17 protein-coding genes are annotated in these 17,001 nt (G+C 42.7%); 9 read left to right on the forward strand and 8 right to left on the reverse strand.

Annotation, left to right across the window (positions count from 1 at the left end):
• The first annotated feature begins 1 nt into the window (after position 1).
• The 5 genes from SLH55_RS15390 to SLH55_RS15410 all read left to right on the forward strand — a co-directional run bounded on the left by SLH55_RS15390 (position 2) and on the right by SLH55_RS15410 (position 3,764).
• Positions 2 to 925: an AAA family ATPase gene (locus tag SLH55_RS15390; RefSeq protein ID WP_219168446.1), complete on the forward strand. Its 924-nt coding sequence runs from the start codon at positions 2 to 4 to the stop codon at positions 923 to 925.
• Positions 922 to 2,022: a DUF58 domain-containing protein gene (locus SLH55_RS15395; RefSeq protein ID WP_320323892.1), complete on the forward strand. Its 1,101-nt coding sequence runs from the start codon at positions 922 to 924 to the stop codon at positions 2,020 to 2,022. Before SLH55_RS15390 ends, SLH55_RS15395 begins: the two co-directional genes overlap by 4 nt.
• A 30-nt stretch (positions 2,023 to 2,052) precedes the next feature.
• Entirely contained in the window at positions 2,053 to 2,724 is a 672-nt protein-coding gene (locus SLH55_RS15400) for a hypothetical protein (protein WP_219168444.1), read from the forward strand.
• 102 nt (positions 2,725 to 2,826) lie between these two features.
• On the forward strand, positions 2,827 to 3,204 hold the full coding sequence (locus SLH55_RS15405; protein ID WP_219168624.1) for an iron chaperone: 378 nt from the start codon (positions 2,827 to 2,829) through the stop codon (positions 3,202 to 3,204).
• A 107-nt stretch (positions 3,205 to 3,311) separates the two neighbouring features.
• Entirely contained in the window at positions 3,312 to 3,764 is a 453-nt protein-coding gene (locus SLH55_RS15410) for a GNAT family N-acetyltransferase (RefSeq protein ID WP_320323893.1), read from the forward strand.
• A 54-nt stretch (positions 3,765 to 3,818) separates the two neighbouring features.
• Here the strand turns inward: SLH55_RS15410 and SLH55_RS15415 are convergent, their stop codons facing one another.
• From SLH55_RS15415 to SLH55_RS15425, 3 genes are read right to left on the reverse strand one after another with little or no spacing between them, the layout of a single operon-like run.
• On the reverse strand, positions 3,819 to 4,925 hold the full coding sequence (locus SLH55_RS15415; RefSeq protein WP_320323894.1) for a Ger(x)C family spore germination protein: 1,107 nt from the start codon (positions 4,923 to 4,925) through the stop codon (positions 3,819 to 3,821).
• Positions 4,922 to 6,001, reverse strand: coding sequence for a GerAB/ArcD/ProY family transporter (locus SLH55_RS15420; protein WP_219168441.1), 1,080 nt, complete (start codon positions 5,999 to 6,001; stop codon positions 4,922 to 4,924). Before SLH55_RS15420 ends, SLH55_RS15415 begins: the two co-directional genes overlap by 4 nt.
• A 10-nt stretch (positions 6,002 to 6,011) precedes the next feature.
• Positions 6,012 to 7,508, reverse strand: a complete 1,497-nt coding sequence (locus SLH55_RS15425) for a spore germination protein (protein WP_257475088.1) — start codon at positions 7,506 to 7,508, stop codon at positions 6,012 to 6,014.
• Between the two features lie 121 nt (positions 7,509 to 7,629).
• Here SLH55_RS15425 and SLH55_RS15430 point away from each other — a divergent pair, with 121 nt between their 5' ends.
• Complete coding sequence (locus tag SLH55_RS15430) at positions 7,630 to 8,466, forward strand: DUF2935 domain-containing protein (protein ID WP_320323895.1); 837 nt, start codon at positions 7,630 to 7,632, stop codon at positions 8,464 to 8,466.
• 280 nt (positions 8,467 to 8,746) lie between these two features.
• Here SLH55_RS15430 and SLH55_RS15435 read toward each other — a convergent pair whose 3' ends face one another.
• Together SLH55_RS15435 and zwf are read right to left on the reverse strand one after the other, a co-directional pair.
• Complete coding sequence (locus tag SLH55_RS15435; protein ID WP_219168439.1) at positions 8,747 to 9,367, reverse strand: cyclase family protein; 621 nt, start codon at positions 9,365 to 9,367, stop codon at positions 8,747 to 8,749.
• Between the two features lie 16 nt (positions 9,368 to 9,383).
• The gene (gene zwf, locus SLH55_RS15440) at positions 9,384 to 10,886 is read right to left on the reverse strand and encodes a glucose-6-phosphate dehydrogenase (RefSeq protein ID WP_219168438.1); all 1,503 of its coding nucleotides are present in this window, start codon (positions 10,884 to 10,886) and stop codon (positions 9,384 to 9,386) included.
• 286 nt (positions 10,887 to 11,172) lie between these two features.
• Between zwf and rnz the strand changes: the two genes are divergently transcribed.
• The 3 genes from rnz to SLH55_RS15455 are packed head-to-tail and all read left to right on the forward strand — an operon-like array spanning position 11,173 to position 13,437.
• Entirely contained in the window at positions 11,173 to 12,099 is a 927-nt protein-coding gene (gene rnz, locus SLH55_RS15445; protein ID WP_219168437.1) for a ribonuclease Z, read from the forward strand.
• Between the two features lie 10 nt (positions 12,100 to 12,109).
• The gene (locus SLH55_RS15450) at positions 12,110 to 12,649 is read left to right on the forward strand and encodes a histidine phosphatase family protein (RefSeq protein WP_219168436.1); all 540 of its coding nucleotides are present in this window, start codon (positions 12,110 to 12,112) and stop codon (positions 12,647 to 12,649) included.
• 32 nt (positions 12,650 to 12,681) lie between these two features.
• Positions 12,682 to 13,437 carry a GNAT family N-acetyltransferase gene (locus tag SLH55_RS15455; RefSeq protein WP_320323896.1) on the forward strand — a complete coding sequence of 252 codons (756 nt, stop codon included), beginning with the start codon at positions 12,682 to 12,684 and terminating at the stop codon, positions 13,435 to 13,437.
• A gap of 43 nt (positions 13,438 to 13,480) precedes the next feature.
• Here SLH55_RS15455 and namA read toward each other — a convergent pair whose 3' ends face one another.
• The 3 genes from namA to proC form a co-directional block, all read right to left on the reverse strand.
• A complete protein-coding gene (gene namA / locus SLH55_RS15460) occupies positions 13,481 to 14,497 on the reverse strand; it encodes an NADPH dehydrogenase NamA (RefSeq protein ID WP_219168434.1) in 1,017 nt (338 codons plus the stop codon).
• A 96-nt stretch (positions 14,498 to 14,593) separates the two neighbouring features.
• Positions 14,594 to 15,745, reverse strand: a complete 1,152-nt coding sequence (locus SLH55_RS15465; RefSeq protein ID WP_320323897.1) for a glycosyltransferase — start codon at positions 15,743 to 15,745, stop codon at positions 14,594 to 14,596.
• A gap of 75 nt (positions 15,746 to 15,820) precedes the next feature.
• The gene (proC, locus tag SLH55_RS15470; protein WP_320323898.1) at positions 15,821 to 16,639 is read right to left on the reverse strand and encodes a pyrroline-5-carboxylate reductase; all 819 of its coding nucleotides are present in this window, start codon (positions 16,637 to 16,639) and stop codon (positions 15,821 to 15,823) included.
• Between the last annotated feature and the right edge of the window lie 362 nt (positions 16,640 to 17,001).

Genomic DNA, 17,001 nt, shown 5'->3' on the forward strand with positions numbered 1-17,001 from the left:
GATGCTACAAAGTATGAAAGAGAATATAGCCAAAGTCATGATTGATAAAGAGAAAGAAATCGAGTTAATGATCATTGCTCTATTGAGTGACGGTCACATATTACTGGAAGATGTCCCTGGAACGGGGAAGACCACAATGGCGAAGTGCTTTTCAAAAAGCATAGACGGGTCGTTCAATCGTCTCCAGTTTACTCCTGATACCCTGCCGTCGGACATCGTGGGACAGGAATACTTCGACGTGAAAACGAGCGACTTCAAAGTTCGAAAAGGCCCTGTATTCAATAATGTTCTCCTCATCGATGAAATCAATCGTGCGGTTCCAAGGACTCAGTCCGCGCTACTTGAACTGATGGAAGAGAAGCATGTCACGCTTGGTGGGACGACGTATCATTTGCCCAAGCCCTTTTGTGTCATCGCTACACAAAATCCATATGACTCCATTGGCACCTTCCCATTACCGGATGCGCAGCTCGACCGCTTTCTCCTCACCATCAGGCAGGGGTACCCTACGCCAGAAAAAGAAAAAATGATGTTAAGGAGATTCCGTTCTTCCAATCCCCTTGAAATCATCGAGAGTGTCATCTCCATTGATGAGATTCTCCAGTTAAAGCAGAGTGTAAAAGATGTTCTGGTCTCTGAAGCAATAGAGGATTATATGATGGGCATCGTCCAAAAGACGAGACTGCATCAATATGTGGACGTAGGGGTGAGTCCCCGTGGATCCCTTGCCTATATGAGGGCGATCCAGTCAAGGGCTTTCCTGTATGGAAGAGATTTCAGCACCCCGGAGGATGTGAAGGAACTGGCGCTGCCTCTATTGGCTCACAGAATTTCCTTGAATGTGGAAGGTGAAGTGAAGACCTCCAAAGAAGCGATCATACACGAAATCCTTGACCTTGTTCCAGTTCCGGTCGAAACACCATGACTTTTCATAAGGAGCCACCTTTTATTTTCGCACCGCTTGTATTGGTCTTGAATGGGATTCTGATCATCATCAGCAGCTTCGCTGGTTATGACTTCCTCGTATTTCTTTTCTTTTTGATTTACGCGCTCGCCTTATTCTCAAGAAGTTACTTGAACGTACTGCACGAAAAAATCTCTTGGAGTGTAAAAAAGTATCATGACGCAACAAGCATCGACGAAACCATCACCTGTTACATCGAGTTAAGGAATGATTCAGTCTTCCCTATGTATCGCCTCAAAATGAACATAGAGACCTGGAGTGACCGTGAACTTGTGTTTATAGACGGGGAGGGTGAGAACAGCATTTACTCAGTGACCATGGATTTACCGCCTAAATCACAAATGACGATCCCCATAACAATGAAAGGTAAAAGCAGGGGGATTCATACTTGGAGTAATCTTGAGTTCGCACTTCGAGATCCATTGTCCCTGCAAACAGATCGTGTGGAGTACGGGGACACAGGGCTCCCGTCATTCAAGATCCTTCCCCGTATAGGGAAGATCGCTGATATGAAGCTTAAATCCATGCTTCAGGGATATAAACAGACCAATTATTCCTTGTTCCTTGATGAGACGAGCATCATAGGGACGAAAGATTATGAGAATGAGAGCTTCAGACATATCCACTGGCTGGCGACCGCCAAGGAGAGCAAGCTTCTTGCAAAGAAATATCAGAAGGTCCACGGGGATGTCTATTCCATTTTCCTCAATATGGTCGGAGCTGGCCACTTCCATCTCAGAAAGGATATGGAGGAACTGATCGAATACACCGTGTCAGTTTGCCTGTATTTGATTAAAGAGGGCTGCAAGGTTGAACTGTGGGTGAATTACACGACAGAACATCATGAGATCATGCGCCTAAAGAATGATCTTGACCGCACCCGACTAAGGAAGTTGATCGAAACGCTTGCTCTCATCAACCCAAATGGGAGATTCCTTTCAACAGAACGCTTCTATCAACTGTCACTCAAGGCTAAAGACAATAAGTCACTCGGATTGATCATCGGAACTCCGCCTGAGCCAACGAGGCGTGATGAGCTTTTGCACATCAAAATGTGAATGAGTGGTGCAGAAGGGGGAAGTTTTCATTTGAGAAAAGCAGGAATCATCACGTTGTTTATTCTGATCTGTACAGGTACGAGCCTTGCATTGATGGAAGTTCTTGATGAAACGACTGATAAGATTAAGGGATTTTATTTCGTAGAGAACACCGATGGAGAGAGTCATATGAGTCTAGACCCAGGGAAAGAAGGCAGGACGATTTCTGACGAGCGCCTTGATGAGCCTGTCGCTGTGGAGGAGCCTTTACCCTGGTTTATGGATCCTTTTTCCGGTGAAGATGGAAGCAGTGGTAAAGGATTTCTTGGTGTAGCTAAGAAATACGGTTTCTTCGTGGTCTTAACGGCAGCTTGCCTCATCTGGTACCTTCGCCGAAAGAAAAAGAATAAGAAAAAAGAAGAAATTCCAGAAACATCAAACACCCCCTATACCTTTAAACCTAATCAATCAGGACTTGTAGAGGGGCAGTCCATTATCCTCACAGAGGAGCAGTTGAACGAAATTCGTCAGATGATGAAAGACTGGGAGGCTCATTTAAGCATCTTAAATAGAAAAAAGAACCACGAAACCATCCAAGAGTGGTTCAAGAGGATAAAAGGACCAACAGAGGTCATACCACTTTATGAAAAAGTTCGCTACGGTGGGAAATCATTCACCAATAAAGAATTGCAGCTATTTAAGGAATTTTTAGATAGCCTTTAAAAATCCGTTGGTGAGATAGCATCAACGGATTTCTTACGATAAAATGAATGAAGTATTCCTCGGTTTTAGAACATACTTATTGTTTGGAAAGGAGACTTTATGATGGAAGGGTTCACGACCGTTGATGAATATATTTCACAATTCCCGGAAGACGTCCAGGAACGCTTGCAATCCTTAAGAGAAGTAATTAGAGAGACAGTCCCTGATGCACAGGAGAAGATCAGCTATCAAATGCCTACCTTCGCCCTGCATGGAAATCTGGTGCACTTTGCGGCTTATCAAAATCACATCGGATTCTACCCTACTCCCAGTGGAATCAATGCGTTTAAAGATAGGATGACGGAGTATAAGACCTCAAAAGCGACTGTGCAATTTCCTTTAGATAAGCCCATGCCCTATGAATTGATTCAGGAGATTTTAAAATTCAGGGTGGCTGAGAATGAAAAGAAATCGGAAAATAAAACAAAAAAACAAAAATAGCTCAATCATCTATTTAACTGAATTGATCCTTTTATGTTCCGGATGATCTGTTTAACAAAAAAACTAGACCAATTACGACGATTATGGTCCATAGAGGAGAAGATAGAGTGCTTTTTACATTTGAATCAATCAATATGTTCTATTTAAAAGAAATCGACTCGTGGAATTATGAGGGATACATAGAAGAAGTATCTATGACGGCCTATTTTGACTCATTCAATAAAACGGGGAGGTTGATAGGTCCAGGTGGTTGCGAAGGGTTTGCAGCCATATTGGATAATGACACGGCTGGATTATTCGAGTTCAATTCAGATGGAAGCACTTTGGAGATTGGGTTAGCTTTAAAACCTTCATTCATAGGTAAAGGATTAGGAGCAACATTTGTGCGGGATGGGATAGAGTTCGGCGTCCAATATTATCACTGTAAACATGACGTCGTAAAATTAGTGGTAAACGCACAAAATAAAGCGGCCATTCATGTTTATGAAAAAGTGGGATTTACAAAAATTGAACAAACTGAAAATGATATTGAAATGAGACTGGTTTTGAAAGAAAGATGATTTATTTAAAGCACCCTGAGAGCCAGGGTGCTTATCTTCTTTATCATGCTCTCTTTACTTTGTTTGTCCTGTATTTACTAATTGCATTTTAATATCCACGTTGGTTTTAATAGTAGGATAAACCTCATCCCAATTTAATTTCTGCCAATCCTCATAGGAAAGTTTGTTTCGTACGTAGCTGCCTATTCCAATGGGATCTACTCCAAGCTCCTGGGTGAGCTTCAGTAATTCCTTGGATTTTCTCATTAAATATTCATTGATTTCTTTTTCCATCTTCTTTTGTGTTTTTTCAGAATCTGTCAGTTCATCCTTGGTGTACTCCAGGACGCTTCCTCTAAGCTCAATAGCCATATTTACAGAAATTGGCTTGTGATCCTTTATTTCAACATCGATATCCCATCTCGTTTTTCGATAATCAAACATTAATTGGTAAGGAAAGACATGCTTGTCATCTGGTGGAGCGATTTCAAAGCTGAACGTTCCTTTTGGTGTTTCTTTCCGCAAGGTGAAAAGAACGCCAGAAAGAGTAGGAGAGAGGTGATGAACAAATTGGTCATCATTAAATAGAGCATATCCATCAATGTTGATATTTTGATCCTTGATTATGTAATAGGGCATAATCGGATCGATGCCATCATCAAAGTAGTCCCTGTTAAACTGGTAGGTATTATAGTTTATTCTTTCATTTTCATTGTCCAGTTTTTCTAAAAATGTGCGCAAATATAGTGAGCTGTTTGTGTCTTCAACAGGCTTAAACTCCAATATCTCTCGAGCCGTTCCTTCTGCGACGGCAAGGTATACCCTTGTACCGAGACTCGGATCCCGCATATAAGTATCTAAAATTTCTTTAACCCCTATCTTTGCTAAATCGGAACCAAATAAGGCTACATTAATCTGACCACTTACAATTTTGAGGTTCGAACGATGGTTGAAGCGTATTCTTGAATCTTTACTGGATTTGGCATCCACTGTGAGGATCTTGTTTTGATACACTCCCTGCTTCGTTACATTTGGGTAGTTAATAGTCACCATCAGCGGCTTCTCCTTATCATCTGAAAGATCATATCCGACTGCATCCAGCATGCCTAATTTATCGATAATATTTTTTTCACAACCTGAAAGTAAGCATAGAAGTAAAATCAGCACATACAAAAACTTCATAATGTCACCTTTTTCTGCTTCACCTTATTCAGCCCTATCAAAAGGAGTAAAAAAATCGGCAATAAAAATGCGATTCCAATATCAAAATAAGTTAACATTGTGAGCCATTGATCAACCTCTCTGATAATATCCGGAATGAAGGAAATGAGTGTTCCGACCGTTAATAGAAGTAAACTGATGAAATTTGGGCGGAGCTTCTGAAACGAGTGTGAAATCAACTCTTTGCTTGCCCATAAATACATGACCACGGTAATCAAGACCTTTAAAGCAAATAGGGTGAATATGAGATTCTCCACTCTTTCTACAAAGGGAAACTTCACATATTCGATTAATGAGATAACAGGATATAGATCATGGAGGATGTATTCAAAGCTGAAGAATCCATAACAAACAAAACTGACGGAGATGTAGATGAACGAAGTGATGGCATTTCCAAAGAAAACTCCTTTTGTAAAATTCTTTCGGACATATGGAATGAGAAATATGCTCAGTTCGTAGCCGAGAAAGGCTGAAAAAACATTTAAGCCTCCTGAAAATAGATCTTTATCTCCCTTCATCATGAATGTTGTCATTCGTGTAAAACTGAATTCAGAAAGATGAAAGGTAAGTAAGAGCATGGTCCAAATCGTCATGAAGAATAAGATGACAGTCGCTTTTCCTATTTCATAAATGCATCCTTTTAACAAAAAGAAGCTGAGAATAAAAAACATGCCCACAAAAATGATGGAAGGGGTATCCCTGAAAAATAACATTTGTAATAGCAAAATATACTTTTTCGTAACCAGGGTCGCGAGAAGGGTAAAGATAATACTTAAAAAAAGATAAAAAGGAACGAACAGCCACTTTGGAAAAATATTTTCAATGATCATAAAGAGCGATTGGCCATTCCCATATTTGTTTACTAATCCAATCAATAATATATTTAAGGTGACAATTCCAAATAGAATGACGATTCCGATCCATCCGTTGGTTCCAAAGGCTTCAGCGGATAGTCTGGGAATGCTGAATAGTGTAACGCCTGATTGAATCATGTATATGAGTAAAGCTACTTGAAAGGGATGGAGCTTTTCTTTCATATTGCATCGCCTACTTTTTCATCTTATTAATCGTTTCATTTCTGGTTTTGATTTGTTCCGGGCGATCCTTGATAAGCATGTAAGGTGCCCTGATGATTGTGTCGAGCCAATCGTTAAAGAAGGTTGGAGAAAATGGAATCATGTAAGGTGTTTTAAGTGATGTTAATGTAGTCAGGTGAATGACCAACAATCCGAGTCCGAATACCAAGCCCATGTTTCCCCAGAATCCAGCCAGTAATATGAAAGAGAAACGGACGATCCTGATGGAAGCACTCATCACATAGCTTGGGATGACAAAAGAAGAGATAGCAGAAACAGCAACAGCGATAATAAGGATGTTACTTGTTATGCCAGCTTCTACAGCTGCCTGTCCGATGACAATCCCCCCTACAATCCCGATCGTTTGCCCAATCTTAGTAGGGAGGCGGGCTCCCGCCTCTCTTAGTAGCTCAATGACCAATTCAAGAAAGATCGCTTCAATTAACGGCGGAAACGGTACTTTGCTACGTGATTCAATCAGACTTGGAAGTAATTCCTGAGGCACCATTTCATAATGAAAAGTCGTAACGGAAACATAAATGGCTGTAAAAGCAACCGTTATGACGAAAGCGAACATCCTCAGTAATCGTATAAAGGTCCCTGTTATCCATCTTTGACTGTAATCATCCACGGACTGAAAGAAGTCAAAGAAACTGACAGGTGCACAAAAAACATAAGGACTTCCATCCACGATACCGACCATTTTCCCTGACAACAATTTAGAAGCACTTACATCTGGCCGTTCTGTTGTGAAAAACTGGGGAAAAGGAGAGAGAGGCTGATCATCAATCATCTGTACGAGAATGTTCGTGTCGAGAATTCCACTATATTCAATATCGTTGATGCGTTTCTTTAAGTATTCCAATTCCTCTTTAGGCGCAATATCTTCTAGATACATGATTGTGATCGAGGTTTTCGTAATTTCCCCTGCAGATAAGCTTATGGTTTTTAAATGAGAACTTTTCAATCGTTTTCGAATGAGAGCGATATTCACATCCGCCGATTCAATAAAGGATTCGTGTGGTCCTAAAATAATAGACTCTGTTTCAGATTCTTCTATGCTCCGGTTCTCAGCACCGCCAGCTTGTAAAGAAAACATTCGATCTTCAAACGAAAGAACGACATCCCCATTGAGAACGTCAATCACCGCTTGCTTATTTGATGAGACTTCCTTGAGCCCGAATGAATCTATTTCACGGTGTAATTCCCGGGTTTTTCCTTTGTTGATCCAGTCCAATATCCCTTCGTTAAGGATCTGTTTATCTACAAGGTTGTCAAAATAAATAAGTTGAATGCCTAGCTCTTTAAAGTGACGGTATCGTAAATCCTCGCAGTGTTGAAATTGTTCTACTACATGGCTGAAGTCCAGTGGATGTATGTCAATTTCAGACGAAGATATTGGATGTTTATGAGCTGATAAGGTCTCCTCTTTTAAAGTCATTTTTTTTACGAATGATAGTAATCCCATACTGAACCCTCTTTAATTGCAGTTTGTGCTATTTTTTCCTAAAAAGACTTTTCTATTCTAAGCATGAAGCCTTCATTCTCTTAATAAGGTTAAGAAGAAGAAAGATGGAGGAGGAGCGATGATGGGATTTGAGAAGATAGCAGCCTGGCAAGAACATGAATTCTGGTTAGGGATCCTGAAAGACCATGCTTATTTTATTAGGGATTATTTAAGCCCGACAGAAATGAAGTGGGTCAAACAAGCAGAGTACTACATTGAGTGGTTTCAAAATGTTGAGAAAGAGATGAGGGAAATTCCTACAGATCTTCCGGTTTCAGCTCCTGAAATGATTCAGCTTTCAGAATGGGCTCAGGAGGTTTCGTATCAATATTACTCATTTGAAGGGCATCTTCTACATTTACGGCTGTACAATCAGGTGAACTTAAATTTATCACCAAGCTATTTGAATGGAACTTTGGCAGAAAACAGGGAGTACCTAAGAATTTTACAAAGCTATACGAAAGGTGAGGAGTATCCATTACTCCCACTAGTGGATTTAATGGATTTGTGGCTTGATGACCAACGGGGGCATGCAGCATTGCTCGTAGATATATTGGATAGCGCAGAAATTGATTTAATTGAAAGGGCAAGTGCGTTAATGATCCAGTTCTCTCAATTTATGGTAAAAAATGATATGTTTAAGGGATACTTGCATTTTACTCAATCAGGTTTCCCCGCTCAAATACGATTCGCCGAAGATGTTTCGATTCAGGTAGTCGCCTTTACTCAATTAGTAGAGGAAGTATTAAGCCTTTATGTGAATGATGAAGTACTTAATAATTCTACACTCCGATTTCTTGAACATCACTTTCCTGAAGCCTGTTATTTCATGAAGAAGCTTTCTTATTATGCTCCTGCCATTCACTATCCGGATTGTAAGCTTACAAAACCAACGTTGAGGAAAGATAATAAAGCCTGAGGAAGTCATCCTCAGGCTTTATGTATGTATTCTAAGCCTTAAGAACAACCATTATGAATCGTTACATACTTTTTCATTTACCATTTGACACAAGTTTAATAGGAAGTGCACAAGTTTTCTCGAAGGTGGCGCAAGTTTTGCTGGAAGTTTCCTCATCTTTCAAAAAACAGCTTGTTTTAATCCTGCCACGATTTAAGTGGGTTCAAAGGAAATGTTTGTAGAAGGACTTCCCTCCAAATAAAAAGACTCTCTGACATATTGCCAGAGAGTCTTTTTATGGTTACCCGATCATTTCATCAAACAACAGCACGCGTGCCGGTGATGCATCGGTGTTTTGAATCTTAAGTGGTGCCGCCACCATGAAGTACTGGCCGGGTTTGATATCTTTTAACTGAAGGCCTTCCATGATGATGACGCCGCTTCCCATCAGGCTGCGGTGTGTCGGATGACCTTCCTGGGCCCTTTCGATTCCAAGTGCATCAATCCCCACACCTGAAATCTTTTTCTCAGCAAGGTAAGCTGCAGCATCTTCCGCTACATAAATGAAATCAAAGTTGAATTCCGTATCCCATGAATTCTTTGTTTTGAAGAGGATGAAGTCATTCTCTTCAATCTCTAATCCTTCAATATCCTTCAAGCTGATTTTTTCATCCACTTCTGTCAAATCAAAAACTTTAACTGGGCGGACAAGCTTCTCGATATCGATCGTTTCAATCGTCTCTCCGTCGTTGATCATGTGAAGGGGAGCATCGACGTGCGTTCCTGTATGAACGTCCATTGATAGTCTTGACTCCGTCACATGACCGTTCGTATTCGTTTCAATACTTGGTTGTTTTTCAGGTTTGTTCTTATAAACGGGCATACCGTTAAAGATTGGGGCTGTTACGTCATAAATTCTCATTGTTTCCACACCTTTCTCAGCATTGGTCTACATCAAGGTTGGCAATCGGCCACCAGGAGAAGCCGTCTTTCGCCAGCAGATTGTCAGCGGCTTTCGGTCCCATCGAGCCTGCTTCGTAGTTCGGGAATTCTCCGTCACGAGTATGTTCCCATACTTCAGAGATTTTGTCGACAAATGCCCAGGATAGCTTCACTTCATCCCAGTGTGTGAAATTCGTGGCATCGCCACGCAGACAATCGAATAAGAGTTTTTCATATGCTTCCGGTGTGTTCATGCCATCTACGCTGTTGTTTGCAAAGTTCAGCTTCACCGGAGTCGTTTCGATGTTCTGTCCGGATTTCTTCACGTTCAGGTGAAGGGTGATTCCCTCTTCAGGCTGGATGTGAATGACCAGAAGGTTCGGTGCCAGTGGCTTGTCCGGGTTGTAATACAGGTTCATTGGGATATCTTTGAACTGGATGACGATTTTCGTCGACTTTGCCTCCATTCTTTTTCCTGTGCGGATATAGAATGGAACACCTGCCCAACGGAAATTATCAATCATCAGCTTACCAGCAACATAAGTTTCCGTATTGGACTGTTCATCGACGTTTTCTGCTTCGCGATATCCGGGAAGATCTTCATTTCCTGCTTTACCGGGACCGTATTGACCTCGAACGAAGTAGTCCTTGACTTCATCCTGTTCAAATGGACGAAGGGATCGTAACACACGTACTTTTTCACTGCGGATTTCATCCGTCGTCAATTTGATTGGCGGCTCCATGGCAAGTAAGGCGACCATCTGAAGGAGATGGTTTTGAACCATATCGCGAAGGGCCCCGCTTTTTTCATAATAACGACCTCGATCTTCCACACCAAGCTCTTCGGATGAAGTAACCTGGATATTAGAAATATAGCGGTTGTTCCAGAGTGGTTCGAACATGGCGTTGGAGAAACGAATGACTTCGATGTTCTGCACCATTTCTTTCCCGAGGTAGTGATCAATACGATAAATTTGGTCTTCAGAGAATGATTCACGGATCTGGCTGTTCAGTTTTTCAGCCGAAGGAAGATCGTGACCGAAAGGCTTTTCAATCACCAGTCTCTGGAAACCGTTTGTATCGGTTAATCCTTGATTTTTTAACTGTTCAGTGATTGTTCCGAAGAATTCAGGCGCCATCGCCAGGTAGAAAACACGGTTGCCTTCCAATTCATACGTTTCGTCCAGTTCATCGGATAAGTTCTTTAATGCTTTGTAGGAATCACTGTTCGAAACATCATTCGGCTGGTAATAGAAATGGGAAACGAACTCATCGATGTTTTCATTGTTGCCTAATGCCTTATGTACCGATGTTTTGACGTGTTCCTGGAATTCTTCATTTGACCATTCCCGTCGCGCTACACCTACAACGGCAAATCGCTTGGAGATTTTCCCTTTACGGAACAAATGATAAAGAGACGGATATAGTTTTCTTTTGGCTAAATCACCAGTTGCTCCAAAGATGGTAATCAGAGATGTTGGTGTCGTTGAATTATTCAATGTCATGACCTCACTTTATCTTGTTGTAACCCTTATTTATGCGTTTCTTCTTATTTAATATCCTATACAATTACTTAATTTTAAAGACTTATGATTCATTTAGCAAATTATATGCTGAGGACTTTTTCATCCTGAATTCCTGAAAACGTTTTATCATTTCATCAAACATCTTCGTCATTATGTTGGCTTTAATTTTCATTCTTATGACTGATTTTCCGTGAAAGGGTAAAATGGCGGGGGTTATGCTAAAATGGAGACAGAATAGCTCAACTGAGGAGTGAATACAGTGGAATTATTATTTTTAGGTACGGGTGCCGGGGTTCCTGCGAAACTCCGTAACGTCACCAGTATCGCCTTGAAATTATTGGAGGAACGTGGTGCGGTCTGGCTTTTTGATTGCGGAGAAGCGACACAGCATCAAATTTTACATACAAGCTTGAAACCAAGAAGAATTGAAAAAATTTTCATTACCCACCTGCATGGTGATCATATTTACGGGTTGCCGGGGCTACTTGGGAGCCGTTCATTCCAAGGGGGCGAATCAGAATTGACCGTTTATGGTCCAAAGGGGATCAAGGAATATATCGAGGTGTCCCTCTCAGTCAGCAGGACCCATCTTCAATATCCACTTGAAGTGAAGGAAATCGGAGAAGGGGTCATTTTTGAGGATGACGGCTTTATTGTAGAAGCAATGGCATTGGATCACGCACTGCCGACATTCGGATACCGGGTGGTTGAAAAGGATAAGTCCGGAGTATTGCAAGTAGACCGTTTGCGGGAAAATGGTGTTCCACCTGGACCTCTCTATAAGAAATTGAAAGCGGGAGAAAAGGTCACTTTGGAAGATGGCATGGAAATTGACGGAATGGACTTCCTGGGTCCTACCATTCCAGGCAGGGTTGTCACGGTTCTTGGAGACACCAGGGTCTGCTCCTCTGCAGTGGAGCTTGGGAAGGATGCAGATGTGCTGGTACATGAAGCAACCTTTAACCGGGATCAAGTGGAGATGGCCCGGGAATATTTCCACTCCACGACGAAACAAGCAGGGGAAACGGCACTTCAAGCCGGGGCGAAGAGGCTTTTCCTGACCCACATTTCTTCCAGATATGCTAAGGAATCATGGGGGGAGCTTGAGAAGGAAGCGAGAGAAGTGTTTCCTGAAACATATATGGCCAATGATTTCATGGAATACATCATACCTGTAAAGAAATAGGGGGAAAAGGATGAAAACAATCTATATCGTGCGTCATGCCAGAGCGGCGGGGCAGCCGTTTCACTCTCCTTTAACGGAAGAAGGGGAACAACAGGCGGTCCAATTAGCAGCCTTTTTGGAAAATCGATTCATTCAGGCGATTTATTCCAGTCCATTTGTAAGGGCAAAGGATACCATTGCTCCTTTTGCCAAACGGTCCGGTCTTACGGTTCAGGAGGATGACCGACTGGGGGAAAGGGTGTTGAGCGATCAAGACCTTCCCGACTGGATGGAAAGATTAAAGAATAGCTTCGACGATTTCTCCCTATCATTGCCTGGCGGGGAGTCCAATCAAATGGCGATGGAGCGTGCAAGATCATTTGTGGATGAGGTATTGAGAAAGAAAGAGGACAGGATCGTTTGTGTTAGCCACGGTAATTTAACGACACTGTTGTTGAGGTTGTTTGATGACAGCTATGGATACTCCGAGCTATTCGCTCTTTCGAATCCGGATGTATATATCGTTGAAGTAGGAGAGGCGCGTGCCTCTGTGCGCCGTATCTGGGAATAGAATAGATTGTAATTGACATTGGGGGATACAAAATGAAAACATACACATTTAATCATATTTATTATCCGGGACATGTTGTGGGGGAAAACACACTTTATAATCATGTTCATTATCCTGAAATGCTGACGAGGTATGACAGCAACTTCCTGGCATTCACGAGGCAGCCAACACTTGAAGAGTTTAAAGATGCCGCCCTTTTCTTAAGGGGATTCCATCAAGCGAAAGGTCAGAAACACGTGAAATTTCTCTTTCCTCAAGATGACAAACCTTCAGAAGAACTGATGGACTATTTTAAACAAGAAGGTTATGACGTCGGATTCAATGAACTGTATTCTATAGAACCAGATCAATTCCCTTTAGTGGAAGTGAATCCTGACGTAGATGTCATAGAAGTGGGCAAGAAGGAACTGGATGATTACCTTGCCTTTCAGTACGAGCAGGATATGGACTTTGGCCCTGATTTTGCCGATCAAAAGGTGGACATGCACAAGCGGAATTTTGAAAATCCGAGTATTATGCAGGTGCTTGCTTTATATAAGGGTACTCCTGCCGGCTCCGTGGATGTAATCATTGAAAAAGATGCTGCAGAAATCGACGGATTGATGGTTCACGAAACCTTTCAAAAAAAAGGGATCGGCAGCAGGCTTCAGCGGTTTGTCATGGACCGGTTCCATGACAGGGATGTCATACTGGTGGCGGACGGTGAAGATACGCCGAGACTGATGTATCAGAAGCAAGGTTACACGTGTTTAGGTTTCCGGTATGAAGTGCAGAAAGTGTATAAATAAAAGGTAGCGCGGAACCTAGGGTTCCGCGCTACCTTCTTTTATTTTACCAGCCACGCTCATACTGTTTTGGTGCTTCAATCTCCACACCCAACTCTTGCGCAGACGTTCTTGGCCAATACGGATCCCGCAGGAGTTCACGGGCAAGAAGGACCAGGTCCGCCCGTTCATTTTGCAGGATTTCTTCCGCCTGAATGCCGGTTGTAATCAATCCAACCGCTCCTGTATCGATGCCTGCTCCGTTCTTGATCGTTTCGGCAAGCTTCACCTGATAGCCTGGGAATACAGGGATGCGTGCAGGTACTAGGGCACCTGAGCTGACGTCGATCAAATCGACACCTTGTTCTTTCATCCACTTTGCAAAAACGACATAGTCTTCGACGTCCAAGCCTTCATCGTGATAATCCTTGGCAGAAACCCTGACGAGGAGTGGTCCGTCCCACACCAGTTGGATCCCGTCAATGATTTCGCGTAGGAACCGGTAGCGGTTTTCTGCTGGTCCGCCATATTCATCATTCCGTTTATTCGATAAAGGGGAGAGGAATTCATTGATGAGATATCCGTGTGCCCCGTGAATTTCAATCACATCAAAGCCCGCTTCCTTCGCTCTTTCTGCTCCCTTTACAAAGGCCGCGATTGTTTTTTCTATATCATTGGCTGACATTTCAACAGGCGTTTTCATTTCTTCGTTAAAGGGAATCGCAGATGGTGCAAGAATATCGCCATCAAGGACGGCTTTTCTTCCTGCATGGGCAAGCTGGATGCCTGTCTTTGCCCCTTGCTCCTTCATCAGGTCCACTAATTCTTTTAAGCCTTCAATATGTGCATCGTCCCAAATACCCAAATCTTGTGGAGAAATTCTTCCCTGTGGTGTTACCGCCGTTGCTTCTAGGATGATGAGTCCGACTCCTCCAACAGCTCGGCTTGTATAGTGGGTGCGATGCCAGTTTTCGACTTTTCCATCTTCATTGTGGGAAGAGTACATGCACATCGGGGCCATGACGATTCTGTTCTTCAATTCCACATTTTTAAGCGTATATGGTTCGAATAATTTTGCTTTCATCTTCGATCACCTTCCATGACGAATTTATTTCGGGTTTCTAAACAGTTATACACAGTGATTATATCAACAACATTTTGGCCCGAAAAGAAATGTGCTTTACTTTCTTTTTTGCTTCAAGACCTTCAGTGGGTAAATCGTTCCACGCCATTCAACCCCTCCCCGTTTGAAGGTGAGAACTGTGGCCCGTGCGATTGAATAGGTGAATAACAGGGCCGTCACGGGCAGTGAAAGAAAGAGGAAGGGAGATTCGTTTGTCATTTTCTTTATTACTTTCACGTAGGTGATGCCGATGAAGAAGATGATCAGCAGGCTGACGGTGACAATGGACGGATCTTTTGAGAATACCGTCAAGAAAGGCAGTACGGTGGAACTGAATACCCCAATCATGGCAAATAGTACAAGCAGGATCGAATAATGGAGCCCGGCAAACGTATTTTTCTCAAGGCCTTTAAAGGCTTCTTTCAATGAGTGGTACCATTCGACCTCGAGGGACTTTAAGGCAGTGAGGAACGCCTGGCTTTTACCCCGTTTTTTCATCGTGATGCCAAGCTGGAGATCATCATCGGGCATATTCTTGATCTTCTCGTGAGTTCCGATCTCCTCATATGCTGAACGGGTGACAAGATTGAAGGCGCCGACCCCCATCCCGGTCTTAGAGGAAGGATCATTTGCTTTCCATGGACGCTTATAAAAGGAAAAGCCAAATAGAAAGAATGCAACAAAGCTCTTTAACCAGAATGTTTGTGACTTGATGCCGGGTGCCAGGGTCAGATGGTCGAGTTTCTGTGATTGTAAGAAACCAACGGCCCTTGATAGCGTCGAAGGATCTTTATACAGGACGTCTGCATCGGTAAACAGGATGAGTGAACCTTTTGAACGTTTATACCCTTTGTATAATGCCTGATTTTTGCCAAGCCATCCCTCTTCCAGGGAATCGATATGGAGTACGCAGATTCTCTTATCTTTTTTTGCCATAGCTTCCATTTTCCACTGAGTGCTGTCTGTTGAACGGTCATTTACGAGAATCCATTCAATCCGGTGATAGTCCTGATCGAGTTGTGACAGAATACTGTCTGAAATGGTTTCCTCTTCGTCCCTTGCCGGCACAATGATGGATAGAAGCGGTCTGTCAGCTGTTAACTGAAATTCTTCGATCGATGTGAGTTTTCCAAGTCCCCTCCACACGTCGATGGACAGAACGATCCAGACGACAAGGATAGCAGAAAGGAAGATAAGTAGGAGATTCATGTGTGTCGACCTTCTTCTTTTTCTCTGATTGTATCAATGTAATGGAATCTTTTCGAATCATGGTGGGCTTTACGTTTATTTTTTCAAAGATTGCTTCTTTAATTCACGTCCAAGCACCAGGGAGCGATCCTTTGCAGAAGTGATACATTGGAAGAAGGCATCCCTTACCTGGTGATGTTCAAGCTTTGCAATACCCGCCTCGGTCGTTCCACCTGCACTCGTTACGTTTCTCCTCAATTCACCGGCTTCTAATCCGGATTCAGAAAGCATGGCACTCGCTCCTGCAATCGTCTGGGTCACCATGCTTTCGGCGAGCTCTTCTTCGAGCCCCAGTTCGACAGCTGCGTTCTTCATGATTTCGGCAATATAATAGATATAAGCAGGTCCGCTCCCTGAAAGTGCCGTAATGAGGTCAAGCTTCTCTTCCTCTACCTCTGTTGCCATTCCGACAGATTCAAAGAGTATTTTCGTCCATACCTTTTGAGAGTGTGAGAGGTTTCCGTTAAAGGATACAGCCGTTGCTGATTTCCCAAGGGCGGCACTTGTATTGGGCATCGCTCTTGCAATGGCCCCGTTAAAGGAAAGCCTGTCGCTTATATGTTCCAAGGTGATCCCTGCCAGTACAGAAATGACTAGCGTATCTTCTGAGAGGTGGGGTCTGATCGACTCTGCCGCTTCATGAAAGTCCTTTGGTTTCATGGCAAGAACGACGACATCATAGGGTGTGTCCCGGTTCATCCTCCGAACGCAGAATTCGTGCATGATTTCATCTAAACGCTGCCGGTTGGCGCGGTTGGTTACATACACTTCTTCACTTCGCAATACTCCTGCTTTCAATGCGCCGCTCATTAATGCATGTGCCATCGATCCTGCCCCGATAAATAATGTCTTCATTCCCTCATTCCTCCCTTTATAGTAAAAAGACAGACCCTCTCATCCTTAAAGGACGAAAGGGTCTGTCTTCCGTGGTACCACCTTGTTTTGTCCATTTTCAATTGATGAAGAAAATGAACACACTCTCATTCCATTAACGCTGGAGAACGTTCTGCTTTAAGACGCTCAAAAGGCAGGTTCATGAATAGAGGGGACGACGGTGCCTTTCAGCCGGTGGGCTCCGATCTCTGACATCATCTATTCATTACTAGTCTTTATCATCGCTTTTCATGTATGAATATGTAAAAAAAAATAAGGTCAAATGGATATTATAGGTGATTATCTTCGAAAGAGAGCTTGTTTGTCAAGTGTTTATTTCAGTA

Origin of the sequence: Rossellomorea sp. YZS02 (assembly GCF_033963925.1) — a bacterium.
Lineage (GTDB): Bacteria > Bacillota > Bacilli > Bacillales > Bacillaceae_B > Rossellomorea.